This window comes from Geodermatophilus sp. URMC 62 (assembly GCF_052931475.1).
The window spans coordinates 260,483-285,141 of sequence record NZ_JBRFHY010000001.1 but is presented as its reverse complement, the minus strand read 5'-3'; the positions used below and the strand labels follow the sequence as shown (position 1 = coordinate 285,141).

Here is a 24,659-nt window from a genome sequence, read left to right as displayed (position 1 = left end):
ACCGCACCACCCGCCGGACCGCCGTCCGGTGGCGCCCGTCCCTGCTCCCGGACAGGGGGCGACACCCGAGGAGAGAGCATGTCTGCAACGAGGCAGCGTCCGTTCCGCCGCCTGCCCCACGCCACGGTTGCGCTGCTCAGCGCGGGCGTGCTCGTGGCCGGCTGCACCAGCAACACCCCCGAGGACAGCGGCAGCAGCGGGAGCGGCAACCAGGCCGCCAGCGACAACGACGAGACCGGCGACACCGTCACCATCGGCTTCTCCGCGCCGGCCGCCGACCACGGCTGGATCGCCGGCATCACCGAGAACGCCCGCGCCCAGGCCGACCAGTACGAGGACGTCGACCTCGTCGTCGCCGAGGGCACCAACGACGTCAGCACCCAGATCAGCCAGGTGGAGACGTTCATCAACGACGGCGTCGACGCGATCGTGCTGCTGCCCTTCGACGGCGCCGCGCTGACCCCGGTGGCGCTGCAGGCCATGGAGGCCGGCATCCCGGTCATCAACGTCGACCGCGAGTTCGACAGCCCGTTCGCCGCCCGCGCCACGGTCCTCGGTGACAACTACGGCATGGGCGTCTCGGCCGGCACGTACATCTGCGAGCAGCTCGGCGACAAGCCCGACGCGGTCGTCGCCGAGATCGCCGGCATCGACTCCCTGCCGCTGACCCAGGACCGCAGCCAGGGCTTCGCCGACGCGCTGGCCGGGTGCGGGCTCGACGTCGACAACCGGGTCGCGGCCGACTTCACCGTCGAGGGCGGCGAGGAGGCGGCCTCCAACCTGCTGCAGGCCGCGCCGCGGATCGACGCCATCTGGAACCACGACGACGACCAGGGCGTCGGCGTGCTGGCCGCCATCGAGAGCGCCGGCCGCGACGAGTTCTTCATGGTCGGCGGCGCCGGCTCGGCCAACGCCATGCGGGAGATCCAGTCCGGCGACTCGGTGCTGCAGGCGACGGTCATCTACCCGTCCACCCAGGCCGCCGACGGCGTCCGGCTGGCCCGGCTGCTCGCGCAGGACAAGGCCCTGTCCGACCTGGTCGAGACGGAGATCCCGCGGCAGATCGTGCTGAACGCGCCGGTCGTCACCGCGGACAACGTCGACCAGTACATCGACAGCGCCTTCGAGTCCTGATCCGCCCGGGCGGGGCCGCCGGTGCACGCCGGCGGCCCCGTCCCTCCCTGGGGAGTCCCCTTGACCTCACCTGACCGGCCGACCCTCGGGGTGGGCCTCATCGGACACGCGTTCATGGGCGCGGCGCACTCGCAGGCCTGGCGCACCGCCCCGCACTTCTTCGACCTGCCACTGCGCCCGGAGCTCACCGTCCTCGCCGGCCGCGACCGGGAGCGGGCCACCGACGCGGCGGCCCGGCTGGGCTGGGCGTCGGTGGAGACCGACTGGCGGCGCGTCCTCGAGCGCGACGACGTCGCCCTCGTCGACGTCTGCACCCCCGGCGACACCCACGCCGAGATCGCGATCGCGGCGCTGGAGGCGGGCAAGCACGTCCTGTGCGAGAAGCCGCTGGCCAACTCCGTGGCCGAGGCCGAGGCGATGACCGCCGCGGCCGAGAGCGCCGCCGCCCGCGGCGTCCGCTCGATGGTCGGCTTCACCTACCGCCGCGTGCCGGCGATCGCGCTGGCCCGACAGCTGGTCGCCGAGGGCCGGATCGGGCAGGTGCGGCACGTGCGCGCCCAGTACCTGCAGGACTGGATCGCCGACCCCACGGCCCCGATGTCGTGGCGGCTGGAGAAGGACAAGGCCGGGTCGGGCGCGCTCGGCGACATCGGCGCGCACATCGTCGACCTCACCCAGCACGTCACCGGCGAGACGCTGACCGGCGTCAGCGCGCTGCTGGAGACGTTCGTCGAGGAGCGGCCGCTGCCCGCCGCGGCCGGGTCGCTGTCCGGCGTCGCCGGGGAGGGCACGGGCCGGGTCACCGTCGACGACGCCGCGGTGTTCCTCGGCCGGTTCAGCGGCGGCGCGCTGGCCACCTTCGAGGCGACCCGCTTCGCCCTCGGCCGCAAGAACGCCATCCGCATCGAGGTCAACGGCTCCGAGGGCAGCCTGGCCTTCGACTTCGAGGACATGAACGTCCTGCAGTTCTTCGACGGCTCCGAGCCCGCCGAGCGGGCCGGCTTCCGCCGTGTCCTCGTCACCGAGCCCGAACACCCCTACGTGTCGGCCTGGTGGCCGGCCGGGCACGGCCTCGGCTACGAGCACGGCTTCACCCACCAGGTCGTCGACCTGCTCACCGCCATCGCCAAGGACGAGGACCCCGCGCCGTCCTTCGCCGACGGCTTGCAGGTGCAGCGGGTGCTCGACGCGGTCGAGCGCAGCGCGGCGGCCGACTCCGTGTGGACCCGGATCTGAGAGAGGAACCCCCATGCCCCGTCCCGTCACCCTGTTCACCGGCCAGTGGGCCGACCTGCCCTTCGAGGAGGTGGCCCGGCTGGCCTCCGAGTGGGGCTACGACGGCCTGGAGATCGCCTGCTGGGGCGACCACCTCGACGTCGAGCGCGCCGCCAACGACGACTCCTACGTGCAGCAGCGGCTCGACCTGCTCGAGAAGCACGGCCTGTCCGTCTTCGCCATCTCCAACCACCTCAACGGCCAGGCCGTCTGCGACGACCCGATCGACGAGCGCCACCGCGGCATGGTCCACCCGCGCGTGTGGGGCGACGGCGACCCCGAGGGCGTCCGGCAGCGGGCGGCCGAGGAGATGGAGCTGACCGCCCGCGCCGCGGCGAGGCTCGGCGTGCAGACCGTCGTCGGGTTCACCGGGTCGGCGATCTGGAAGACCGTGGCGATGTTCCCGCCGGTGCCCGAGTCGATGGTCGAGGCCGGCTACCGCGACTTCGCCGACCGGTGGAACCCGATCCTCGACGTCTTCGACGAGGTCGGCGTCCGCTTCGCGCACGAGGTGCACCCCTCGGAGATCGCCTACGACTACTGGACGACGGTCCGCACCATGGAGGCGATCGGGCACCGCGAGGCCTTCGGGCTGAACTGGGACCCGAGCCACTTCGTGTGGCAGGACCTCGACCCGGTGTCGTTCATCTGGGACTTCAAGGACCGGATCTACCACGTCGACTGCAAGGACGCGAAGAAGCAGGTCGGCAACGGCCGCAACGGCCGGATGGGTTCGCACCTGCCCTGGGCCGACCCGCGGCGCGGCTGGGACTTCGTGTCCACCGGCCACGGTGACGTCCCGTGGGAGGCGTGCTTCCGGATGCTCAACACCATCGGCTACGACGGGCCGATCTCGGTGGAGTGGGAGGACGCCGGCATGGACCGCCTGGTCGGCGCCCCCGAGGCCCTGGCGTTCGTGCGCCGGCTGGCCTTCGACCCGCCGGCCGCCGCCTTCGACGCCGCGTTCTCCAGCGGCAACTGAGGAACCGGGCGGTGGACGTCCCCCCTCACCGTCCACCGCCCGGGGTCAGCGGCCGGCCCGCCGGCGGGTGAGGACCGCGAGCGCGGTCAGGACGACGACCGCGGCGGCCTCCACCCAGAACGACTCCCACCACAGGCTCGCCACGGTGCTCTCCACGAAGCCGAACAGCCCGACCGTCGTCGACAGGACCAGGGCGGCCAGCGACCCGGCGGCGAACACGGCGCCGAGCAGCGCCGCCCAGACCACCAGGCGCGGCGGGGCGACGAGCAGCAGGAGCGCGCCGCCGGCGGCGAGCACCGTCTGCACCAGGAACGCCGGGCCGATCACCTCGATGGTGTCGTAGCCGGTCTGCCACAGGTAGCCGTGGATGACGGCGATCGCCGCCAGCAGCGCGGCGCCGACCAGCCGCAGCACCCCGATCGCGATGCCGGTCCGCGGCGTCCTGGTCGCGGTGCCCCCGGTCATGCGCCGACCGTCACGTCGGTCTCCATGCCCATGGCCCGGTGGTTGGCGACGGAGCAGTAGAAGACGTAGTCGCCCTCCTCGAGGGTGACCTCGAGCGTGGCCGACGCGCCCGGCGCGATGTTCTCGGTGGCGGCGACGTCCGAGCCGTCCCGCTCGACCACCAGGTCGTGGGTGGCGTTGCCCTCGTTGACCACCTCGATGGTGTAGTTGCCCGGGGTGAGGGTGTCCTCGGAGAGCTCGATGTACATCTCGCCCTCGGTGGCGGTGAGGGTCTGCGCCTGGGCCTCGGTGGGTGCCGTGGTCGCCGGCGGCGCCGGCGCGGCGGTGGTGGTCCCGGCGGCCGCACTGCTCTCGGGCGCCGCGCTGCTCGTGGTGGCGCTCGCCGACGTCGCGCTGGTCGAGGCGGCGTCCGCCGCCTCGGCGCCGTCGTCGCCGCCCGAGCACGCGCTCAGCAGGCCGACGCCGAGGGCCAGGACGAGCGCCGCGCTGCGGCGGGTGGAGCGGGTGGGGTGGGACACACGAGCCTCCTCGGAGCCGACGGTGGTCCCGCTCCGTCGGCGACACCCCGTCCCGCGGATACTGCAACCTTCAGGCAGTTTGCGGAACCCCGGTCCGGCGCGTCACGACGGGAACGGCACGGCACACACCCGTCGGCACCAGCCCACCACGGCCGCCAGCACGTCCGGGTCGACCGGACGGCGCAGCTCGCTGCGGTAGCCGCGCACCGAGGCGGGGCCGGTCCGGCGGCGCAACGTGTGCGTGAGGTCGGGCACCAGCAGGGTCTCCACCGGTCCCCGGACGGTGGCGGCCACCACCTCGAGGTCGTCCGGTGGCACCTGGAGGTCCTTGCTCCCGGTCACCGCCAGGACGGGGACCTCCAGCGCGGCGAGGTCGCGCCGCGGATTGTGGACCAGGAACTCCCGGTGCCACCGCGCGTTGAGGCGCACGCCCCCGATGCGCGCGACGTCGGTGGTCGTGGCCAGGATCCGCTGGTGGTTCGCGGCCACCTTCCGCTCCAGGTCGGTGCGCAGCAGCCGCAGCAGGCCGCGGACGGGCGCCGGCAGGGTGGGCCCGAGCTGCCGCGCCTGCCAGCGCAGCAGGTCCCCTCCCGGCCGCGCCGACGCGGCTAGGAGGACGACGCCGGCCACCGGGACCCCGCGCGCGGCCACGGCCGCCGCCAGCAGGGCGCCCTCGCTGTGTCCGGCCAGCACGACCCGGTCGCCGTCGACCTCGGGCCGGGCGGCGAGCACGTCCCGGGCGCGGGCGAGGTCGTCGGCGAGGTCGCGCAGCCCGGCCCGCCGCCAGTCGCCCGGGGTGCCGCCGACGCCGCGCTTGTCGTAGCGGAGCGAGGCCAGCCCGGCGTCGGCGAGGGCGTGCGCCAGCGCGCGGGTGACGCCGAAGCGGGCCCGCCGGTGGTCGGAGTCGCGGTCCAGCGGTCCGGAACCGGGCGCGAGCAGCACCGCCGGCGCCGGGCCCGGGAGGCGCGGGAGGGCCAGGGTGCCGGCCAGCGGCGGAGAGCCGGGCACCGTCACGGGCACCTCGCGCACGGGCACCTCGCGCACGGTCACCGGAGGGCGAGGCGTGCGGCCACGTCGGCGGCGACGGCGGCCGCGTCGTCGCTCGACACGAGGACGGTGTCGTAGCGCTGCCCCGCGAGCTCCACGCGCACGGCCGGGCTGCCGCGGCGCACGCTCACCAGGGTCCGGTGGCCGCGCCGTCGCCACGTCCCGATCAGCCGCAGACCCGGGAGGCCGAGTCCGGGCGCGCGCAGCCCGCGGGCTGCGGCGATGCCGTCGGGCACGACGGTCGCGGAGCGCACCGCGGTCAGGGGCACCTCGAGGTCGCGCAGCAGTCCGAAGACCCGCTCGGCCCGGGTGAGGGAGACGCGCAGCGTCCCGGATGTCGTCTCGATCGTCGCCATGGCACCATGCTTCTCACAAGTGAGACCGTTGTCAATAGTGAGAGAGGTAGAGGGCGTGGCGACTGCCGACCTGCTGCTGCACCCGGTGCGTCTCCGGGTCGTGCAGGCCCTCCTGGGGGACCGGGCGCTGACCACCGGAGAGCTGCACGCGGAGCTCTCCGACGTCCCGGCCGCGACGCTGTACCGGCACGTCGGGGTGCTCGCCGGTGCCGGCGTCCTGCAGGTGGTCGCCGAGCGACGGGTCCGCGGCAGCACCGAGCGCACGTACCGGCTCGTGACCGACGCCGCCTCGGTCGGGCCCGGGGAGGCGGCGTCGATGACCGCCGAGGAGCACCGGCGGGCGTTCGGGACGTTCGTCGCCGCCCTGCTGGCCGACTTCGACCGCTGGGTCGACCGGGCCGCGGACGTCCCGGGCGGGCTGGATCCCGCCCGGGACGGTGTCGGCTACCGGATGGCCGGCCTCTGGCTCGACGACGAGGAGTTCACCGGCCTGCTCGAGGACGTGCGGCAGGTGCTCCGCGCACGGATGGCCAACGAGCCGGGCGGGAACCGGGTCCGGCGACTGGTCGGGACGGTGTTCCTCCCCGGCTGACCAAAGTCCCGCGCGGGTCCGCGCCGGCGCCCGGCTGGCTCACGCGGCGGTGCGGGCGGTCCTCCGCTCGGCCCGGCGCTCGGCGCGGGCGACGGGCGCGTCGGCCTTCGCGAGCGTCTCGGCGGCCTCGGTGACCCGCCGGCCGCCCCGGTCGACGGTGCCGCGGGTGAGCAGGCCCACGCCGATGCCGAGCAGCCACACGTCCTTGGCGACCGGCAGGCCCTGCTCGGTGGGCGCCAGGCTGCCCTCCTTCCGCAGGCCCGGCGTCGTGAGGTACAGGCCGAGCAGGCCGCCGGCGAACCCGGTGAGGGGCGGGTACCTCACGGGGTCGACGGGACGGTCGGGAGCACTCCTCCCGGCCGTCCCGTCGATGACACGCGGGAGGTCAGCGACCGCCGCGCCGCCCCCGGCCGCTGAACGAGGCGGCGGAGTGGGTGCCGGCCCGGGCGGCCAGCTCGGCGCGGGTGCGCGCCGGGCCGGTGGCGCGGCCCGAGCTCCCGCCGGCCGCCGAGCCGGTGCCGCCCGAGCCGCCACGGCCGCCGGCCGAGCCGCCGCGCCCGCCGGCCGCCGGGGTGGCCGCCGACCCGCCGGAGCGGCGCCGCCGGCTGCCACCGCCGCCCTGGCCCTGCGGCTGCGGGGCGGGCGCCGGGGCCGGCTCGACGTGCGGGGCGGCCGGGCCGGTGAGCTCGGTGATCTGCGCGGCGCCGGGCCGCACCTGGCTCACCGTCGGGGTGATGCCCGCCTGGCGGGCCAGCGTGCGCACCTCGCCGGCCTGGTCGGGCGTGGAGACGGTGACCACCGTGCCGCCGGCACCGGCGCGGGCGGTGCGCCCGGAGCGGTGCAGGTAGGCCTTGTGCTCGGCGGGCGGGTCCACGTGCACGACGAGCGCCACGTCGTCGACGTGGATCCCGCGCGCGGCGATGTCGGTCGCGCACAGCACCCGGGTCTCCCCGGAGCTGAACGCCTCGAGGTTGCGCTCGCGCGCGTTCTGGCTGAGGTTGCCGTGCAGGTCGACGGCCGGGACGCCCGCGGCGGTGAGCTGCTTGGCCAGCTTCTTGGCCTGGTGCTTGGTGCGGGTGAACAGCACGCTGCGGCCCAGCCCGGAGGCCAGCTGGCGGACCACCTCCGGCTTGTCGGCCGCGGTCACCTGCAACACGTGGTGCGTCATGGTCGCGACCGGGGCGACGGCCGGGTCCACCGAGTGGGTGGTCGGGTCGGTCAGGTAGCGCTTGACCAGGACGTCGACGCCGTTGTCCAGCGTGGCCGAGAACAGCAGCCGCTGACCGGTCTTCGGTGTCCGGTCCATGATCCGCTTCACGCCGGGGAGGAAGCCGAGGTCGGCCATGTGGTCGGCCTCGTCCAGGACGGTGATCTCGACCGCGCCGAGGTCGCAGTGACCCTGGCCGATGAGGTCCTCGAGCCGGCCCGGGCAGGCGATGACGACGTCGACCCCGCGGGCCAGCGCCTGCACCTGCGGGTTCTGGCCGACGCCGCCGAAGATCGTCGTCGCGTTCATGCCGAGCGCCCGCGCCAGCGGGTCGACGACGGCGAGGACCTGGTTGGCCAGCTCGCGGGTCGGGACCAGCACCAGCGCACGCGGTCGCCGGGCCTGCCGGCGGCTGTCGGAGGTCGCCAGGCGGGCGACCAGCGGCAGGCTGAACGCCAGCGTCTTGCCCGAGCCGGTGCGTCCGCGGCCGAGCACGTCCCGGCCGCCCAGCGAGTCGGGCAGCGTCGCGACCTGGATGGGGAAGGGCGCGGTGATGCCGCTGGCACCGAGCACCTCGACCAGCGGCGCGGGCACGCCGAGCGCCTCGAACGTGGTGTCGGTGGGCAGCACGGTGGCGACGTCGCCGGCGGGGACGATGGCCGGGACGATGGCCGGGACGACGGCAGGGGCCGGTGCGGCGGTGGCCGCGGTGAGGCGCTGCTCGGGGGTCGGGGTGGCCCCGGCGCCGCGGCCGCGGCCGCCGCGACGTCGGCGCGGCCGGGAGCCGGCGGTGGGGGAGGGGGACTGCGGGGAGGTCATCGGTTCCTCGGGCGGTTCGGGTCGCCGTCCCCGGTCACCGCACGCGGGCGCACGCCGGCCCCGGGCTCGGGGCGGGTCGCGCCGTCGGCGACGTCGGACGGCCGGGCGCGCCTCGGTGGCGCTGCACCAGCCCGACGTCGAGTCCTGTGCTCCGGATGAGCGAGGGCGGCGCCGGTACGTCCTACTCAACCAGACGCGGCCGCCGCACCTGCCCTCCGGCGCGGGAGTCGCGCGTCACACCTCACCCGTCCGGGGTCGGCCCCGCGGCGGTGGTGGCTGCCCACGCGCCGCGGAAGGTGCGGCGGTAGGTACCCGGCGGCACCCCGATCGCGGCGCGCAGGTGGGCGCGCAGCGAGGCCGGCGTGCCGAACCCGGCGTCGGCGGCGACCCGGTCGACGGGGGCGTCGGTGGACTCCAGCAGCCGGCGGGCCAGCGCGATCCGCTGCCCGGCGAGCCAGCGCTGCGGCGACACCCCGTCTCCCCGCGGAAGCGGCGGTGCCGGGACTGATGGCCCGATCCCTGCACGTGTCGACCGTCGGGCCACTGGTCCGGCAGTCGGACCGTCGGTCATGCTCTGTGTTCGTGAGCACCGCCGCGCCGTCCCGCGTCCGCCGCGTCCACCCCGCTTGGTGGGTGGCCGCGGTGACCTTCCTGGCGCTGGTCGGTGCCGCGGCGTTCCGGGCGGTGCCGGGCGTGCTCATCGATCCGCTGCGCGCGGAGTTCGGCTGGTCGGTGTCGACCATCTCGGCCGCCGTCGCGGTCAACATGGCGCTCTACGGGCTGACCGCGCCGTTCGCCGCGGCGCTCATGGAGCGCTTCGGCATCCGGCGGGTCGTCGTCTGCGCCTTGCTGCTGACGGCGCTGGGCAGCGGCCTGACCGTGTTCATGACGGCGAGCTGGCAGTTGGTGCTGCTGTGGGGGTTCGCGGTCGGGCTCGGCACCGGGTCGATGGCGCTGTCGCTGGTGGCCACGGTGACCGGCCGCTGGTTCGTCGCCCGGCGCGGCCTGGTCTCGGGGATCCTCACCGCCGGCGGGGCCACCGGCCAGCTGGTGTTCCTCCCGGTCGTGGCCGCGGTCGCCGAGACCAGCGGTGGCTGGCGGGCCGCGTCGCTGGGCACCACGGCCGCGGCGCTCGCCGTCGTCCCGCTGGTGGCCTGGCTGCTGCGCGACCGGCCCCGCGACGTCGGCGTCGTCCCCTACGGCGGGACGGCGGCCGACGACGTCGACCCGGTGCGCACCGGCGCGGCGCGGGCCGCCGTCCGCGGGCTGGTCGAGGGCGCCCGCCACCGGCCGTTCTGGCTGCTGGCCGGCGGGTTCTTCATCTGCGGGCTGTCGACCAACGGCCTGGTGCAGCCGCACTTCATCCCGGCCGCGCACGACCACGGCATGCCGGTGACGACCGCGGCGTCCCTGCTCGCCGTCGTCGGCCTGTTCGACATCGCCGGGACCGTGTTCTCGGGCTGGCTCACCGACCGCGCCGACCCGCGCGTGCTGCTGCTGGCCTACTACGGCCTGCGCGGCGCCTCGCTGTTCCTGCTGCCGACCCTGTTCGGGCCGCACCTGCACGTCAGCATGGTCGCGTTCATCGTCTTCTACGGCCTCGACTGGGTGGCCACCGTGCCGCCGACCCTGGCGCTGTGCCGCGAGCACTTCGGCGCCCGGGCGCCGGTGGTCTTCGGCTGGGTCTTCGCCTCGCACCAGGTCGGCTCGGCGTTCGCGGCGTTCGGCGGCGGCGTGATCCGCGACGTCACCGGCTCCTACGACCTGGCCTGGTTCCTCGCCGGGGGCCTGTGCCTGCTCGCCGCGGCGCTGTCGATCTCGATCCGCCGTCGCCCCGTCCCGGTCGCGCCCGCCGTCCCGACCGAGCCCACCACCGCCTCGGCCGCCACCACGCACGGCTGAGGCGGGTCACAGGCCGGCGCGGCGGGCGGCCGCGACGGCCTCGGCCCGGGTGGCCACCCGCAGCTTGGCGAGGACGTTGGACAGGTGGTTGCGCACCGTCTTCTCCGACAGCCCGAGCCGGGCGGCGATCTCCCCGTTGGTCAGGTGCTCGGTGAGCAGCACCAGGACCTCCCGCTCCCGCGCCGACAGGTCGGGGAAGACCGACTCCGGGCGCGGCCGGCCGGCGACCAGGGCGGCGAGCCGGGTGGCCACCGGTGCGCCGAGGACCGCCCCGCCGTCGGTGACCGCCTGCACCGCGCGCAGGATCTCCGCCTTGCGCGCCCCCTTGAGCAGGTAGCCGCGCGCCCCGGCCTGCAGCGCGGCGAAGACCGAGGCGTCGTCCTCGGCCATCGTCAGGACGAGGACGGCGATGTGCGGGCTGTGGGCGAGCAGCCGGCGGGTCGCCTCCACCCCGCCGGTCCCCGGCATGGTCAGGTCCATGAGGACGACGTCGGGCTGGAGGGCCAGCGCCGCCTCGACGGCCGACGCCCCGTCGGCCGCCTCGCCGACGACGTCGACCTCGGCGCTGGTCGACAGCAGCGCGCGCAGCCCCTCGCGGAAGGTGTCGCTGTCGTCGCAGACCAGCACCCGCAGCGCGTCCACGGTGCTCACCTCCCGCCCGGTGCCCCGGCCGCGCAGGGCAGCGTCGCGCGCAGCACGGTGCCGCCGGCCGGCCCCCGGGTGAGCGTGCAGCTCCCCCCGAGCTCGGCGGCCCGCTCGGCCATCGACGACAGCCCGACCCCGGCAGGCGGCGCCTCGGGGAGGCCGTGGCCGTCGTCGGCCACCGTGAGGTGCAGCGCGCCGCCGGCACAGCCGACCTCGACGCGGCAGGTGGCCGCACCGGCGTGCACGGCCGCGTTGTGCACCGCCTCCAGGGCGATGCGGTAGGCCGCCACCTCGACCGCCGCCGGGAGCGGGGGCAGGTCGGGGACGTCGACCTCGACGTCGAGGCCCCGCACCGTGGCGGCGTGGCTGCGCAGGGCCTCCACCAGGCCCAGGGCGTCGAGCGCCGGCGGGCGGAGCTGGTGGGCGATGCGGCGGACCTCGCCGACCGCTGCGTCCGAGCGCCGCAGCAGGCCGTCGAGCAGCTCCGCGGCGCGGGTGTCGTCGACCCCCACCAGGTCACGAGCGGCCTCGGCGGTCATCGTGAGCCCGGCCAGCTGGGGCCCGAGGCCGTCGTGCAGGTCGCGGCCGATGCGGCGCCGCTCCTCCTCCCGCGCCAGCACCAGCCGCTCGCGGGACTGCTGCAGGTCGGCCGCCAGCCGGCGGGCCTCCTCGGCCACCTGCACCGCGTGCAGGGCGACGCCGACCTGCCGGGCGAGGTCCTCGAGCAGGCGGCGGTCGCCGGGCGCCAGCTCCAGCCGTCGTCCGCGCCCGCCGAGCACCAGCCGGCCCACCTCCTCGCCGGCGTGCACCAGGGGGACGGCGACCGGCTCGGCGTCGGCCCGCGGAGGTGCGCCGTGCGCGGCCGCCGTCTCGTACCCCCGGGGCGTGCGGGACTCGATCGCCACGAACGGCAGCCGCAGGGCCTCGGCGACCGCCGTCACCACCGACGCCAGCGCCGCCGCGGGGGTGAGCGCCGACTCCAGGCGCCGGCCGAGCAGGGTCAGCGCCCGGTAGGGGTCGGCCCGGCCGCCGTAGACGAGCCGGTCCACCCGGCGCTGCAGCCACGCCCGCAGCGGTGCGACCGCCACGGCCACGACGGCGACCGCCAGGAACCCGGCCCCCGGCCCGTCGACCGACACGACCGCCAGCGCCCCGACGGCGGCGACGTAGACGAGCAGGACGCAGCCGGTGAGCAGCGACCACAGCAGGGTCCGGTCGAGCACCCGCTCCACGTCGAACAGCCGGTGGCGCAGCACCGAGACGGCGGCCGCGGCCACGACCGTCACGGGGACGACCTGGACGACGGTGAACACGTCGTCGTAGGCGCCGGGCCACCCGAGGGCGACGGCGGCGTCGGTGAGGAACGCGAGCGCCGTGAGGACGACCGCGTACACCAGCAGGGCGACGCGGGCCCGCTCCGGACCGCGGGCACGGCGCAGCCGGACGACCACGCTCGCCGCGGCGAGCAGCACCAGGACCGGGACGAGGACCCCGAGGGCGTCGCCCGGCCAGGCCGGCACCGGGAGCACGAACGGGTTCGGGTGCTCGACGTCCCCGATCGGCACGGCGCGTGTCGAGAAGGCCAGCACCAGTCCCAGCAGCGGCGTCAGGACCACCGCCGCCCACGCGACCGGCCGCCACCGGGGGGAGGGCAGCCGGCCGTCGGGGAAGTACAGCGGCACCAGCACGAACAGCGGGACGAGCCCGGCCTGGTAGGTCCAGGTCTGCGACCACACCGCGAGGTCGCGGCCGGGCAGCCCGAGCAGCACCCACTCCTCACCGGCGCACCCGAGCAGGACGAGCACGGCTCCGGCGAGCAGCGACCGGCCCACCGGGTCCGCGGGGCGCGCGGCGACCACGAGGCTCCCGAGGAGTCCCGCCGGCACCACGGTGGCCAGCAGCGGCAGCGAGTCCCCGGTGCCGGTGCGGGCGCCCCCCACGACGGTGAACACCCCGAGGGCGAGCGTGACGGCGGCTCCGGCCGCCCCGACGAGGCGGCCGGAGCCGGAGTCGCTGTGCGCCCGGGGGGTCACCGGGACGGCGGGCACCGTCCGGCCTCCCGTGCCCCGGCGGCGGTCACGGGACCAGGGCCGCCGGTGCGCTGACCGCCGGCCGCGGGACCGGCCGGGTCGCGGCCGCGACGCCCAGCCACACCAGACCCGCGGCGTAGAGGACGAGGACCCCCGGCACGAACCCGTTCAGCCCGAGCCCGACCAGCAGCCCGACGACGAGCAGCGCCCCGGCCCGCCGCGGCAGCACGCCGGCCCGCCAGGTGGCGACCCCGAACAGCAGCAGGCCGGCGATCCAGGTGACGAACGCCGCCAGGAAGACGGCGACGGCCACGGGACCCGGGTCGTCGACGAGCGGGGAGCCCTCGGCGGTCAGCTCGGGCAGCAGGGTCACCTCGGTGAGCGCCGCGCCGAACATGGCCGTGCTGCCGAGCAGCGCGACCAGGGTCGCGACCTGGCCGAAGCGTCCCATGGCGTGCTGCTGGACCAGGTAGAGCCCCACGAAGCCGGGGACCAGCAGCAGCATCTGAGTCGTGTGCACCGCCGACTCGGCGCGCCCCTCGGCCAGCCCCCCGACGGCCAGCGACCACACCTCCTGGACGACGACCAGCACACCGGACAGCGCGGCGGCGGCACCGCCGACCTTGACCAGCACCGTGGACATGTCCCCTCCCTCGGTTCCTCGGGCGCCGGTCGCCCGCGTGGAGGAAGCGTCGATCCGGCGGCCGTCCCCGCACACGGGGCGGCCGCCGGGCAGGACCGGGAGGGATGTCCCGGCCGGCCGGGACCGAGGATGCGCCGGCCGACCTGCCGGGGACAGGCCCTGGCGCGCGTGGTGCGGGCCTCCCTCGCGCGTCGCCGGTCCTGCAGGAGCCGCGGCGCGCGGGGAACAGCCGCGGCCAGGGGCCGGGCCGGCCCGACGACGTCGGGTGCGGCGGCGCTCAGGGGTGCCGGCCGTGCACCACGCCCATCAGCCGGGCCAGCGCGTCGGCGGCGGCCGGTGGACGGCGGAAGCTCATCAGGTCCACCGGCAGGGCGAAGCGCCGACGGGTGATCGCCCTGGCGCGGGTGAACTCCTTGAGCCCGTCCTCGCCGTGGATCCGGCCGAAGCCGCTCTCGCCCACGCCGCCGAAGGGCAGCGCCGGCACCGAGGCGAAGGTCAGCACCGAGTTGACGCTGGTCATGCCGCTGCGCATCCGGCGGGCGAGGTCCATCGCGCGCGCCCTCGACCGGGAGAACACCGCGCCGGCCAGGCCGTAGGACGTCGCGTTCGTGCGCTCGAGCGCCTCCTCGGCGTCGCGCACCCGGGTGATGGTGAGCGTCGGGCCGAAGGTCTCCTCCTGCACGGCGGCCGAGGTCTCGGGGACCTCGAGCAGCACGGTCGGGGCGACGAAGCCGCCCTCGACCGTGCCGCCGGTCACCGCGCGGCCGCCGGAGGACGTCGCGTCGGCCACGTGCCGGCGGACGACGTCGGTCTGCGACGCCATCGTCATCGGGCCGTAGGCGGCCTCGTCGTCGGACCCGGGCCGCAGGCCGCGCACCCGCTCGGTGACCTCGGCGACGAACCGGTCGTAGACGGCGGAGGTCGCGTAGACGCGCTCGATGCCGATGCAGGTCTGCCCGGCGTTGCTCATCGCGCCCCAGACGGCGGCGTCGGCGGCGGCGGCCACGTCGGCGTCGTCGTCGACGATCATCGCGTCCTTGCCGCCGAGCTCCATGAGCACCGGGGTGAGCGTCTCGGCGCAGGCGGCCATGACCTTCCGGCCGGTGGGCGCCGAGCCGGTGAAGGCCAGCTTGCCCACGCCGGCGCGGCACAGCGCGGCGCCGGTCGAGCCGTTGCCCGTGACCACCTGGAGGGCGTCGGCGACGTCGGGGACGGCGGCCCGCCACGCGGCGGCCAGCCAGGCGCCCACCGCCGGGGTGTGCTCCGAGGGCTTGAAGACGACGGCGTTGCCGGCGGCCAGGGCGTAGGCGATCGAGCCCATCGGCGTGAACACCGGGTAGTTCCACGGGCCGATGACGCCGACGACGCCGAGCGGCTGGTACTCGAGGTACGCGGCGTGGTCGGCCGCCAGCAGCCCGGCGCGCACGCGGCGCGGGCCGAGGGTCCTCCGCGCGTGCGCCGCGGCCCAGGCCAGGTGCTCGATGGTCAGGCTGATCTCGAGGACCGCGTCGGCGCGCGGCTTGCCGTTCTCCCGGTGCACCAGGTCGGCCAGCTCGTGCAGGTGCCGGGCGAGGTGGCCGCGGTAGGCGGCCAGCCGCTGCCGGCGGCCGTCGAACCCGAGCTCGGCCCAGCGCCGCGCCGCGGGGCGGGCGCGGTCCACGGTCTGCTGCACCGCCCGCGCGTCGTGCACCGGGAAGACGCCGACGACGGCGCCGCCGGCCGGGTCGGTGGACGCGAAGGTCGCGGGGGTGCCGTGCCGGTCGACCGTGCCGGCGGCGGCGCCGGTGACCGTGTCCATCTGCTCGGCGCGCGACATGTGGCGCAGGTTACCGTCGGGTTCTCCGTGCGCAGGGAGGAGAACCGGTCCCCCTGCTCGCCTCGCGAGCCCCTGGAGGAGGCCGGTCGGGACACGTCCGGAGGGCCCGCGCGCTGCCATGCTGACCTCGTGGCCGACCCCTTCGACACCGCGCGCCTGCGCCGGCGGGTGCTCGCCGCGTGGAGCGACTCCCCGGCGCGCTTCCGCGAGGACGCCAACGCCGAGGAGGACCTCGTCCGCGGTGGCTACCGCGACCGGCTGCTGGTCGAGCTGGCGCAGAACGCCGCCGACGCCGCGGTGCGCGCCGGCGTCGTGGGCCGGCTGCGGCTGGAGCTGGCCGACGTCGGGGGTGGCGGCGAGGTGCTGCACGCGGCCAACACCGGGGCGCCGCTGGACGCCGCCGGTGTCGCCGGCCTGGCGAGCCTGCGGGCCTCGGCCAAGCGGGAGCAGCTCCCGGCGGACGGCGGTCCCGCGGGAGCGGGCGGGTCGCCGGTGCAGACCGTCGGCCGGTTCGGGGTGGGCTTCGCCGCGGTGCTCGCCGTCAGCGACGAGCCGGCCGTGCACTCGACGCACGGCGGTGTGCGCTTCAGCGCCGCCCGCACCCGCGCCGAGATCGCCGACCTGCCGGCGCTCGCCGACGAGGTCGCCCGCCGGGAGGGCGTCGTCCCCGTGCTGCGGCTGCCCTGGCCGGCCGAGGGGGCGCCACGGGAGGGCTTCGCCACCGAGGTCGTGCTGCCCCTGCGCCCGGGCGCGCGGGCCGCCGTCCGCGCGGCGCTGGAGGAGCTGGACGCCGAGCTGCTGCTCGCGCTGCCCGGTCTGGCGGAGGTCGAGGTGGTGGTCGACGGGGCGGCCCGGACGCTGTCGTGCTCGCGCACCCGACCCCTGGCGCGCCTGCGCGACGGCGACCGGACGACGACCTGGCGGGTGGAGGAGCGCACCGGCGAGCTGCCCGAGGACCTCTTCGCCGAGCGCCCGGTGGAGGAGCGCGCCCGCCGCGGGTACACGGTCACCTGGGCGGTGCCGCTCGACGACGACGGCCGCCCCCTGCCCCTGCCGGGGCGGCAGGTGGTGCACGCGCCGACGCCCAGCGACGAGCCGCTGTCGCTGCCGGTGCGCCTGGTCGCGCCGTTCCCGCTCGGTCCCGACCGCCGGCACGTGGCGCCGGGGCCGGTCACCGACGCGCTGGTGGCCGTGGCGGCGCAGACCTACGCCGACCTGCTGCTCGCGCTCCCGCCGGACCCCGCGGTCCTCGCGCTCGTCCCGCGGATCGGCCTGGCCGGCGCCGCGCTCGACGCCGCTCTCGGCAGCGCCGCGCTCGACCGGCTGCGGACGGTGGCCTGGTTGCCGGCCGCCGACGACGAGGACGGGGAGGTGCGGCAGACCCCTGACCGCGCCGCCGTCCTCGACGACGCCGCGGAGGAGCGGGTCGCCGTCCTCGACGACGCCGCGGAGGAGCGGGTCGCCGTCCTGGCCGGCGTGCTGCCGGGGCTGCTGCCCGCGGCGTGGTCGCGGCGCGACGGCGGCCCCGCGCTGGCCGCGCTCGGCGTGCGGCGGGTGGGGCTCGCGCAGGTGGTCGAGGCCGTGGGCGGGGTGGCGCGGCCGCCGGCGTGGTGGGCGCGGCTGTACGCGGCCCTCGACGGCGCCGACCGCGAGGAGCTCGGCGCGCTGCCGGTGCCGCTGGCCGACGGCCGCACGGCTCCCGGGCCGGCCGGCGTGCTGCTGCCGGCCGACGACCTCCCCGTCGAGCGGCTCGGCCCGCTGTCGCTGCGGGTGGCCCACCCGGAGGCGGTCGCGCCGCCGGCGGCCCGGCGGCTGCTCGAGCGCCTCGGCGCCTCCCCGGCCACCGCGGCGGCGGTGCTCGCCGACCCCGCGGTGCGCTCGGCGGTGGAGGAGTCGGTGGACGCCGTGGAGGAGGGCTGGGGTGACGCCGACCCGGCCGACCTCGCGCACGCGGTGCTCGCCCTGGTCGCCGCCGCCGGCACCGCACCCGGTGAGCTGCCGTGGCTGGCCGAGCTGGCGCTGCCCGACGACGCGGGGGCGTGGGCGCCGGCGGGGGAGCTGCTCGTGCCCGGGGCGCCGCTGGCCGCGGTGCTCGCCGACGGCGCCCTCGGCACGCTCGACGCGGCCTTCGCCGCCACCGCCGACCCCGCGGCCCTGCAGGCGGCCGGCGTCCTGTCCGGCTTCGCGCTGGTCCGCGGCGAGGACCCCGACGACCTCGACGTCGACGCGGCCGACGAGTGGGCCGAGGCGGTCCTCGACCGGCTGCCGCCCGGGGCGCCGCCGCCGGCGTGGCCGCCGCTCACCGCCGTCCGCGACCTCGAGCTGGTGGCCGACTGGGCCGGTGCGCTGCCGCTGCTGGCCGCGGTCGGCGAGGAGGCGTGGGCCGACGTCGTCCTCGACGGCGTCCCGGTGCCCGGCTACCTGCGCTGGTGGCTGACCACGCACCCGGTGCTGGACGGCCGCCGGCCCGACCGGCTCCGCGCGCCCGGCAGCGGGGAGCTGCAGGGGCTGTACGACGAGGCGCACGGGCCGCCGGAGGTGCTCGGTCGGCTGCACGTCCCGGCCGCGGTGGACGACGTGCTGGCCGACGTCGACGGCGCCCTGGACCTGCTCGACCGGCTCGGCGACCCCGCCCGCACGGTGCCGGCGGCGGTGCTGCGCACGGTGTACGCCCGGCTGGCGGCGGCCCTCGACGGCCTCGACGTCGACCCGCCGGCGCGCGTGCGGGTGGCTCCGGACCGGGTGGCCGACCCCGGGCGGGAGCCGGTGGTGGTGCTCGACGCCCCGTGGCTGCGGCCGCTGGTCGACGCGCAGCTGGTGCCCGCGGGCGGCGCGCCGGGGCGGGTGGCCGACCTGCTCGACCTGCCGCTGGCCGCGGAGCGCGTGCACGGCACGGTGACCAGCGCCCCGGCGCGGCGGCAGCCGTGGTCGGCGGTCCCCGGGTCTGAGCTGGCCGCAGCGCGGCTCGGGGTCGTGCAGCTGGCCGGCGAGGTCGCCGTCCACGAGCCGCTGCTCGTCGAGGGCCGGCCGGTGGCCTGGTGGCCGGACGACGCGGTCGACCACGTGGACGGCACCCCCGGCGCGCTCGGCCGGGCGCTGGCCTGGCGGGCCGGCGCCTGGTCGGTGCGGCAGGCGCTGGCCGAGGCGTTCGCCGAGCCGGGCCGGGCCGCCGACCTCGCCGCGGAGGACGCCGTCGGCTGAGGGAGGCCCGTCCCGCCGGGGTCAGACCCGGCCGTCGTCCCCCGGCGTCCGGGCGCGGGCCTTCTCCGCCTTGCGCGCCTGGTGGGCCTCCCAGCGCTCCCGGTCCCTGGCGCGGGCACCGGCGGTGCGCTGCCGCCTGGCGGCGCGCCGGCGGGCGCGGGCGAGCTCGCGCTCCTCGAAGTCGGGGTGCTGCTCCCAGTCGCCGGCCATCGCCAGGACCACCAGCAGCACGAACCCGAAGACGGCCAGGCCGGTGGCGACGATGGCGTTGCCCAGGGCGAGGAACGCCACGCCGGACACCGCCGCCCAGATCAGGCCCGCCAGCCACAGCCGCTTGGTCACGCCGACCAGTATCCCCGTGTCGGCGAGGAGCCGGTCGCGCCCGCGTCGGCGCAGGCAGGACGCCCGGTCGACGGCGGCGGACGACACGGCGGACGACACGGCGGACGGCACGGCGGACGGCACGGTGGACGCCACGCCGCCCGGACATCCGAGACCGGCCCCGGCCCTTGCGTCGCACCCAGGCCCACGCCTACGGTCGGGGAGCGGTTCAAACGTGCAGCCGTGCATCCCGATGCCGGACTCCGCGCCGTGGTGTGGCCCACGGGCCGCCCGCTCCGTACGGGCCGTTCCCCGATCGAGAGGCGCGCCGTGACCACCGTGTCCCCGAGCCCCACCGACGACCTGCTGACCGTCGAGGCCCTCGCCGTCGACGGCAGCGCCCGCCTCGTCCTCACCGGCGAGGTCGACTGCTCGACCGCGCCGCGGCTGCGCCGCGCGCTCGAGGAGGCGTTCGCCGGGCAGCCGCGCGAGGTGGTCGTCGACCTCGAGGCGGTGACCTTCCTCGACTCGGCCGGTCTCTCGACGCTGGCCATCGCCCACCGCACCGCCGCCGGCCAGGGCGCCCGCCTGCGCGTGCTCGTCGGCACCCGCGCCGTGGCCCGCGCGCTGCAGGTCACCGGCCTGTGGGACCTCCTCGCCGTCGAGCAGGTCGAGTCCGGCGCCGGCGCCGCCTGAGGGAGAACCTCCCTGCAGGGAGGCCGCCTGCCCTACCCCTCGCGAGCTCGGGGCGGGCCCGTGCTCGTGACCTGACTGCGCGGACCGGCGTCCGGGGGAGCAGACTCGGCGGCGGCGCTGGACCCGAGCCGGCGCGGCCGAGTCGAGGAGGAGGACGCCGTGCGTGACGCGGTCATCTGTGAGCCGCTGCGGACCCCGGTCGGGGGCTTCGGGGGGTCACTGCGGGACGTGCCCGTGCAGGACCTGGCCAGCATCGTCGTCCGCGCGCTGGTGGAGCGCACCGGCCTGCCGCCGGAGTCGGTCGACGACGTCGTCCTCGGCCACTGCTACCCGACGATGGAGGCCCCGGCCCTCGGCCGCGTCGCCGCCCTGGACGCCGGCCTGCCGGTGACCGCCGGCGGCATCCAGGTCGACCGCCGCTGCGGGTCGGGCCTGCAGGCGGTCCTGTACGCAGCGATGCAGGTGCAGACCGGTGCCGCCGAGGTCGTCCTCGCCGGTGGCGCGGAGTCGATGAGCAACGCGCCCTTCTACTCGCAGGCCATGCGCTGGGGCGTCAAGGCCGGCCCCGGCGTCCTGCTGCAGGACGGCCTGGCCCGCGGCCGCGTCACCGCCGGCGGGGTCAACCACCCGGTGCCCGGCGGCATGCTCGAGACCGCCGAGAACCTCCGCCGCGAGTACTCCGTCTCCCGCCAGGAGCAGGACGAGTACGCCGTCCGCAGCCACCAGCGGGCCGCCGCCGCCACCGAGGAGGGCCGCTTCGCCGACGAGATCGTCCCGGTCACCGTGAAGGGCCGCAAGGGCGACACCGTGGTCGAGCGCGACGAGCACATCCGCCCCGACTCGAACGTCGAGACCCTCGCCAGGCTGCGGCCGATCATGGGGAAGGACGACCCGGACGCCACCGTGACGGCCGGCAACGCCAGCGGCCAGAACGACGGCGCCGCCGTCTGCGTCGTGACCTCGCCGGAGAAGGCCGCCGAGCTGGGCCTGCGCCCGCTGGCCCGGCTGGTGTCCTGGGCGGTCGCAGGCGTGCCGCCGAAGACCATGGGCATCGGTCCGGTCCCGGCGACGGCGAAGGCGCTCGACCTGGCCGGCCTGAAGCTGTCCGACATCGACCTGATCGAGCTCAACGAGGCCTTCGCCAGCCAGGTCCTCGCCGTGACCCGCGAGTGGGGCTTCACCGAGGCCGACTTCGAGCGGACCAACGTCAACGGCTCGGGCATCTCCCTCGGCCACCCGGTCGGCGCCACCGGGGGCCGCATCCTGGCCACGCTGACCCGGGAGATGGCCCGGCGCGAGGCCCGCTACGGCCTGGAGACGATGTGCATCGGCGGCGGGCAGGGGCTGGCCGCCGTCCTCGAGCGGGTGTAGCACCCCGCTCGGCGCGTCCGGGGGCTGCCCGGCATGATCGGCCGGCAGCCCCCGACCCCGAGGAGAACGGCCCCATGAGCGAGACCCCCGCCCGCGTCGCGATCGTCACCGGCGCCGCCCGCGGCATCGGCGCGGCCACCGCGCTGCGCCTGGCCGCCGACGGCTTCGCCGTGGCCGTGCTCGACCTCGACGAGGGCTCGACCGCCGGGACGGTGCGGGCGATCGAGGCCGCCGGCGGGCGCGCGCTCGGGGTGGGGGCCGACGTGGGCGACGCCGAGCAGGTGCAGGCCGCCGTCGACCGGATCGCCGCGGAGCTCGGCCCGCCCGTGGTGCTGGTCAACAACGCCGGCGTCACCCGCGACAACATGCTGTTCAAGATGACCGACGCCGACTGGGACCTGGTCATGCACGTGCACCTGCGCGGCTCGTTCCTCATGAGCCGGGCCTGCCAGGAGCACATGGTCGCCGCCGGCTGGGGTCGCGTGGTCAACCTGTCCAGCACCTCGGCGCTGGGCAACCGCGGCCAGGCCAACTACTCGACGGCCAAGGCCGGGCTGCAGGGCTTCACCAAGACGCTGGCCATCGAGCTGGGCAAGTTCGGCGTCACCGCCAACGCCATCGCCCCCGGCTTCATCCAGACCGAGATGACCAGGGCCACCGCCGAGCGGATCGGCCGGAACTGGGAGGAGTACGTGGCCGAGCGCGCCGCGGCCATCCCGGTGGCCCGCGCCGGCGTCCCCGAGGACATCGCGCACACGGTGTCCTTCTTCGTCAGCGAGGGCGCCGGTTTCGTCTCCGGCCAGGTCGTCTACGTCGCCGGCGGCCCGAGGACCTGAAGGACCCCCGTGCCCCCCACGCCTCGCAGGCTCAGGCGGAGGGACCCTGCAGGGAGGTCCGCGCCCTAGGAGGACGGGTCGCGGTCGGGGTAGCGGGCACGGGCCAGCGCGTAGACGCCGAACGCGGCGAAGCCCACGGCGACGACGGTGAGCAGCGCCGGGCCGGCACCGGTGTGGCTGATCGCCGTCATCGCGCCGTCGAGGCCGGTGGCGGTGGAGACGTCGGCCGTCGTCGCCGCGCGGAACAGCAGGACACCGACGACGCCGAACGCCACGCCCTTGGCCGCGTAGCCGACCCGGCCGATGACCTCGATCGCCGGCTCCCAGCGGTCGGGCGCGGCGGGCAGGTCGATGTCGCGCATGAAGCCGCCGGTGATCCCGCGCAGCACCGAGTAGGCGCCCAGCGCCACGACCCCGACCGCGGCGGCGCCCACCGCGAACGCGCCGCCGGGCACCTCGAGCGTCTCGCCGGTCAGCTCGCGCAGCCGCTCGTCGGCCTCGTACTCGGCGCCCACCGCGAACAGCAGCGCGGTGACCCCGAGGACGGCGTAGACGGCCGCCTTGGCCAGGCACTTGGCGCACACCACCGCGGTCCGGGTGCGGTGCGCGCGGTCGACCAGCCCCCGCCACCACAGCAGCACCTCACCGCCCTGCCACAGCGCCAGCGCCAGCAGGCCCAGGCCGATGGCCCAGAGCAGCACCGACCCGCCGGGGGTGGCCGCAACCGTCTGCAGCGCGCCGGTCTGGTCGGCGTCGGTGTCGTCGGCCCCGGCGGCCAGCCGCCCGATCAGCCAGCCGATGAGCAGGTGGACGACGCCGTAGGCCACCAGCCCCACCCGGGCCGCGGCCGCCAGCACCGGGTGGTCGGTGACCTCCCGCGCCGCCTCCACCGCCCGGTGCACGCGGCCGAGGAGGGCACGGGCGCGCGGCACCGGCCGATCGTCGCCGGTGGCGTTCAGGTGCGCTCCGGGTAGCGGGCCCGGACGAAGCAGAACGCGCCGAACGCGGCGATGCCGAGCGCGACGAGCGTGAGCAGCAGCTGCCCGAACGGCGCGTCGAGGATCGTGCGCAGGGCGCCGTCGAGACCCGAGGCCTTCGCGGGGTCGAAGGTGAGGGCCGCGTACACCAGCAGCGCGCCGACCAGCGCCAGCGCCACGCCCTTGGCCGGGTAGCCGGCCTGGCCGAGGCGGGTCACCGTCCGCTCCGCCGCCGGCGGCGCCGACGCGAGGTCGATCTCCTTGAGGAAGCTCTTCTTCAGGCCCTTGACGACGTGGTGGACGCCGACGCCCACCAGCACCAGACCGGCCGCGGCGACCAGCCATCGCCCGCCGGGCCAGCCCAGGACGCCGGCCGTCGTCTGCTGCTGCTGCCCGGAGCTGGACTGCCCGCCCCCGGTGGCGAAGCGGAAGGCCGTCCAGGCCAGCGCCAGGTACACGACGGCCTTGACCAGCGCCTTGCCCGACTTCTTCAGCGCCCGGCTCCGCTGGTCGCCGGACGCCGACCAGCCCGACCGCCAGCGCAGCACCTCGGCGGCCTGCCAGAGCGCCAGGGCGACCAGCCCGACGGCCAGCACCCACAGCAGCGGCTTGCCGACCGGTGTGGCGGCCAGCGTGGCCAGCGCACCGGACTGGTCGGCCGACTGCCCGCCGCCGCCCCAGGCCAGCTGCAGCGCCAGCCAGGCGACCAGCACGTGGACCATCCCGTAGGCGATCAGCCCGATCCGGGCCAGGTGCTCCAGGGCCTCGCTGTCCCCGGCCCGGCCGGCGGCACCCGTCGTCGTGCGCTGCCCGCCCATGGTCGGTCTCCTCTCGGCACCCCCGTGTGACGGATCAGCGTGGCACAGCGGGGACCCACCCGCCGCGTCGTCGCACGCGGTCAGCCGACCGGGTGCCGGGCCCGCGCCAGCAGGTACACGGAGAAGGTGGCCAGCCCGGTGGCGACCACGGTGAGCACCCACGGGCCGAACGGCCCGGTGGCCACCGCCCGCAGGGCACCGTCGAGGCCGGTGGCGCTCGCGGGGTCGAAGGTGGCCGCCGCCCAGCCGACGACGCTGCCCACCAGCACCAGCGCGACGCCCTTGAGGACGAAGCCGACCTGCCCGAGCCGCGCGGTCAGGGCGCACAGCGCCGGGGAGACCGAGGACAGGTCGATCTCGCCGAGGAAGTCCGACCGCCAGCCCTTGCGCACGTGGTAGACGCCGATGCCCACCACGACCAGGGCGACGGCGACCACGAGCAGCTGCCCGCCGGGCCAGGACAGGACGCCGCGCACGGTCTGCTGCTCCTGCGCGCGCCCGGCGCGCAGTCCCAGCGCCGCCCGGCCCGCGGACACGGCGAGGAAGCCGTACAGCACCGCGGTGCCGACCGTCTTGACCACCTGCACCAGCGCCCGCCGCCGCCGCGGACCGGGAGCGGGCACCTCGCGGTGGTGGCGCAGGACCTCGACCGCCTGCCAGGCGCACAGGCCGGCCAGGGCCACCGCGAGCACCCACAGCAGGGCGTCGCCGAACGGGGACTCGGCCAGCACGTCCAGCGCCCCGGCGGAGTCGGTGGACCGGCCCCCGGTCCGCGAGCGCCCCGGCCCCCACGCCAGCTGCAGCGCCAGCCAGGCGACCAGCAGGTGGATGAGCGCGTAGCCGAGCAGGCCCGCCCGGGCGGTGTGCCGCAGGACCGGGCTGTGCGCCGCCCGCTGGGTCACCGGTGCGCCGCCGTCCGTCACGCCGTCCGCCCGCCGTCCGTCACGCCGTCCGTCCTCCCGCGCCGCCTCCGCTGCGCGGCTCCGGGAGCGTCGCACGGGCACGGGT

24 protein-coding genes are annotated in these 24,659 nt (G+C 76.8%); 9 read left to right on the top strand and 15 right to left on the bottom strand.

The window, feature by feature from the left end:
• Window positions 1-78: 78 nt before the first annotated feature.
• From ACU616_RS01285 to ACU616_RS01275, 3 genes are read left to right on the top strand one after another with little or no spacing between them, the layout of a single operon-like run.
• The gene (locus ACU616_RS01285) at window positions 79-1,134 is read left to right on the top strand and encodes a substrate-binding domain-containing protein (protein WP_446756684.1); all 1,056 of its coding nucleotides are present in this window, start codon (window positions 79-81) and stop codon (window positions 1,132-1,134) included.
• A 60-nt stretch (window positions 1,135-1,194) separates the two neighbouring features.
• A complete protein-coding gene (locus tag ACU616_RS01280; protein WP_446756683.1) occupies window positions 1,195-2,370 on the top strand; it encodes a Gfo/Idh/MocA family protein in 1,176 nt (391 codons plus the stop codon).
• Window positions 2,371-2,383: 13 nt separating this feature from the next.
• Window positions 2,384-3,391: a sugar phosphate isomerase/epimerase family protein gene (locus ACU616_RS01275; RefSeq protein ID WP_446756682.1), complete on the top strand. Its 1,008-nt coding sequence runs from the start codon at window positions 2,384-2,386 to the stop codon at window positions 3,389-3,391.
• A gap of 45 nt (window positions 3,392-3,436) precedes the next feature.
• Here the strand turns inward: ACU616_RS01275 and ACU616_RS01270 are convergent, their stop codons facing one another.
• The 4 genes from ACU616_RS01270 to ACU616_RS01255 form a co-directional block, all read right to left on the bottom strand.
• Complete coding sequence (locus ACU616_RS01270; protein WP_446756681.1) at window positions 3,437-3,856, bottom strand: hypothetical protein; 420 nt, start codon at window positions 3,854-3,856, stop codon at window positions 3,437-3,439.
• Window positions 3,853-4,374, bottom strand: coding sequence for a cupredoxin domain-containing protein (locus ACU616_RS01265; protein ID WP_446756680.1), 522 nt, complete (start codon window positions 4,372-4,374; stop codon window positions 3,853-3,855). Before ACU616_RS01265 ends, ACU616_RS01270 begins: the two co-directional genes overlap by 4 nt.
• 102 nt (window positions 4,375-4,476) lie before the next feature.
• Window positions 4,477-5,403: an alpha/beta hydrolase family protein gene (locus ACU616_RS01260; protein ID WP_446756679.1), complete on the bottom strand. Its 927-nt coding sequence runs from the start codon at window positions 5,401-5,403 to the stop codon at window positions 4,477-4,479.
• 17 nt (window positions 5,404-5,420) lie between these two features.
• The gene (locus ACU616_RS01255; protein WP_446756678.1) at window positions 5,421-5,777 is read right to left on the bottom strand and encodes a hypothetical protein; all 357 of its coding nucleotides are present in this window, start codon (window positions 5,775-5,777) and stop codon (window positions 5,421-5,423) included.
• A 55-nt stretch (window positions 5,778-5,832) separates the two neighbouring features.
• On the opposite strand from ACU616_RS01255, the gene ACU616_RS01250 reads away from it, so the two are divergent.
• A complete protein-coding gene (locus ACU616_RS01250) occupies window positions 5,833-6,369 on the top strand; it encodes a helix-turn-helix domain-containing protein (RefSeq protein WP_446756677.1) in 537 nt (178 codons plus the stop codon).
• Between the two features lie 39 nt (window positions 6,370-6,408).
• On the opposite strand, the gene ACU616_RS01245 is transcribed toward ACU616_RS01250, so the two are convergent.
• The 3 genes from ACU616_RS01245 to ACU616_RS01235 form a co-directional block, all read right to left on the bottom strand.
• The gene (locus tag ACU616_RS01245; RefSeq protein ID WP_446756676.1) at window positions 6,409-6,693 is read right to left on the bottom strand and encodes a hypothetical protein; all 285 of its coding nucleotides are present in this window, start codon (window positions 6,691-6,693) and stop codon (window positions 6,409-6,411) included.
• 61 nt (window positions 6,694-6,754) lie between these two features.
• Window positions 6,755-8,395, bottom strand: a complete 1,641-nt coding sequence (locus tag ACU616_RS01240) for a DEAD/DEAH box helicase (RefSeq protein WP_446756675.1) — start codon at window positions 8,393-8,395, stop codon at window positions 6,755-6,757.
• Window positions 8,396-8,636: 241 nt separating this feature from the next.
• A complete protein-coding gene (locus ACU616_RS01235) occupies window positions 8,637-8,867 on the bottom strand; it encodes a helix-turn-helix domain-containing protein (RefSeq protein ID WP_446756674.1) in 231 nt (76 codons plus the stop codon).
• Between the two features lie 110 nt (window positions 8,868-8,977).
• Between ACU616_RS01235 and ACU616_RS01230 the strand changes: the two genes are divergently transcribed.
• Window positions 8,978-10,297 carry an MFS transporter gene (locus ACU616_RS01230; protein WP_446756673.1) on the top strand — a complete coding sequence of 440 codons (1,320 nt, stop codon included), beginning with the start codon at window positions 8,978-8,980 and terminating at the stop codon, window positions 10,295-10,297.
• A 6-nt stretch (window positions 10,298-10,303) separates the two neighbouring features.
• Here ACU616_RS01230 and ACU616_RS01225 read toward each other — a convergent pair whose 3' ends face one another.
• The 4 genes from ACU616_RS01225 to ACU616_RS01210 form a co-directional block, all read right to left on the bottom strand.
• Complete coding sequence (locus ACU616_RS01225) at window positions 10,304-10,948, bottom strand: response regulator transcription factor (protein ID WP_446756672.1); 645 nt, start codon at window positions 10,946-10,948, stop codon at window positions 10,304-10,306.
• Window positions 10,945-12,990 (bottom strand): sensor histidine kinase, encoded by a 2,046-nt coding sequence (locus ACU616_RS01220; protein WP_446756671.1) that lies wholly within the window; start codon window positions 12,988-12,990, stop codon window positions 10,945-10,947. Before ACU616_RS01220 ends, ACU616_RS01225 begins: the two co-directional genes overlap by 4 nt.
• A gap of 28 nt (window positions 12,991-13,018) precedes the next feature.
• A complete protein-coding gene (locus ACU616_RS01215; protein WP_446756670.1) occupies window positions 13,019-13,615 on the bottom strand; it encodes a hypothetical protein in 597 nt (198 codons plus the stop codon).
• Between the two features lie 277 nt (window positions 13,616-13,892).
• Window positions 13,893-15,431, bottom strand: a complete 1,539-nt coding sequence (locus tag ACU616_RS01210) for an aldehyde dehydrogenase family protein (RefSeq protein ID WP_446756669.1) — start codon at window positions 15,429-15,431, stop codon at window positions 13,893-13,895.
• Window positions 15,432-15,560: 129 nt separating this feature from the next.
• Here ACU616_RS01210 and ACU616_RS01205 point away from each other — a divergent pair, with 129 nt between their 5' ends.
• On the top strand, window positions 15,561-18,632 hold the full coding sequence (locus ACU616_RS01205; RefSeq protein WP_446756668.1) for a sacsin N-terminal ATP-binding-like domain-containing protein: 3,072 nt from the start codon (window positions 15,561-15,563) through the stop codon (window positions 18,630-18,632).
• Window positions 18,633-18,653: 21 nt separating this feature from the next.
• Here ACU616_RS01205 and ACU616_RS01200 read toward each other — a convergent pair whose 3' ends face one another.
• A complete protein-coding gene (locus tag ACU616_RS01200; RefSeq protein ID WP_446756667.1) occupies window positions 18,654-18,974 on the bottom strand; it encodes a hypothetical protein in 321 nt (106 codons plus the stop codon).
• A 309-nt stretch (window positions 18,975-19,283) separates the two neighbouring features.
• Between ACU616_RS01200 and ACU616_RS01195 the strand changes: the two genes are divergently transcribed.
• From ACU616_RS01195 to ACU616_RS01185, 3 genes are all read left to right on the top strand, one after another.
• Window positions 19,284-19,649: an STAS domain-containing protein gene (locus ACU616_RS01195; RefSeq protein ID WP_446756666.1), complete on the top strand. Its 366-nt coding sequence runs from the start codon at window positions 19,284-19,286 to the stop codon at window positions 19,647-19,649.
• 159 nt (window positions 19,650-19,808) lie between these two features.
• A complete protein-coding gene (locus tag ACU616_RS01190) occupies window positions 19,809-21,020 on the top strand; it encodes an acetyl-CoA C-acetyltransferase (RefSeq protein WP_446756665.1) in 1,212 nt (403 codons plus the stop codon).
• A gap of 74 nt (window positions 21,021-21,094) precedes the next feature.
• Entirely contained in the window at window positions 21,095-21,856 is a 762-nt protein-coding gene (locus ACU616_RS01185) for an SDR family oxidoreductase (protein WP_446756664.1), read from the top strand.
• 65 nt (window positions 21,857-21,921) lie between these two features.
• Here ACU616_RS01185 and ACU616_RS01180 read toward each other — a convergent pair whose 3' ends face one another.
• From ACU616_RS01180 to ACU616_RS01170, 3 genes are all read right to left on the bottom strand, one after another.
• Window positions 21,922-22,788 (bottom strand): DUF1206 domain-containing protein, encoded by an 867-nt coding sequence (locus ACU616_RS01180; protein ID WP_446756663.1) that lies wholly within the window; start codon window positions 22,786-22,788, stop codon window positions 21,922-21,924.
• A gap of 23 nt (window positions 22,789-22,811) precedes the next feature.
• A complete protein-coding gene (locus tag ACU616_RS01175; protein ID WP_446756662.1) occupies window positions 22,812-23,651 on the bottom strand; it encodes a DUF1206 domain-containing protein in 840 nt (279 codons plus the stop codon).
• 80 nt (window positions 23,652-23,731) lie between these two features.
• The gene (locus tag ACU616_RS01170) at window positions 23,732-24,574 is read right to left on the bottom strand and encodes a DUF1206 domain-containing protein (protein ID WP_446756661.1); all 843 of its coding nucleotides are present in this window, start codon (window positions 24,572-24,574) and stop codon (window positions 23,732-23,734) included.
• Window positions 24,575-24,659 lie beyond the last annotated feature (85 nt).

Coding starts and splice junctions, on each gene's coding strand:
- ACU616_RS01285 (WP_446756684.1), top strand. CDS start 79: ATGTCTGCAACGAGGCAGCGTCCGTTCCGCCGCCTGCCCCACGCCACG.
- ACU616_RS01275 (WP_446756682.1), top strand. CDS start 2,384: ATGCCCCGTCCCGTCACCCTGTTCACCGGCCAGTGGGCCGACCTGCCC.
- ACU616_RS01270 (WP_446756681.1), bottom strand. CDS start 3,856: ATGACCGGGGGCACCGCGACCAGGACGCCGCGGACCGGCATCGCGATC.
- ACU616_RS01255 (WP_446756678.1), bottom strand. CDS start 5,777: ATGGCGACGATCGAGACGACATCCGGGACGCTGCGCGTCTCCCTCACC.
- ACU616_RS01240 (WP_446756675.1), bottom strand. CDS start 8,395: ATGACCTCCCCGCAGTCCCCCTCCCCCACCGCCGGCTCCCGGCCGCGC.
- ACU616_RS01215 (WP_446756670.1), bottom strand. CDS start 13,615: ATGTCCACGGTGCTGGTCAAGGTCGGCGGTGCCGCCGCCGCGCTGTCC.
- ACU616_RS01210 (WP_446756669.1), bottom strand. CDS start 15,431: ATGTCGCGCGCCGAGCAGATGGACACGGTCACCGGCGCCGCCGCCGGC.
- ACU616_RS01185 (WP_446756664.1), top strand. CDS start 21,095: ATGAGCGAGACCCCCGCCCGCGTCGCGATCGTCACCGGCGCCGCCCGC.
- ACU616_RS01175 (WP_446756662.1), bottom strand. CDS start 23,651: ATGGGCGGGCAGCGCACGACGACGGGTGCCGCCGGCCGGGCCGGGGAC.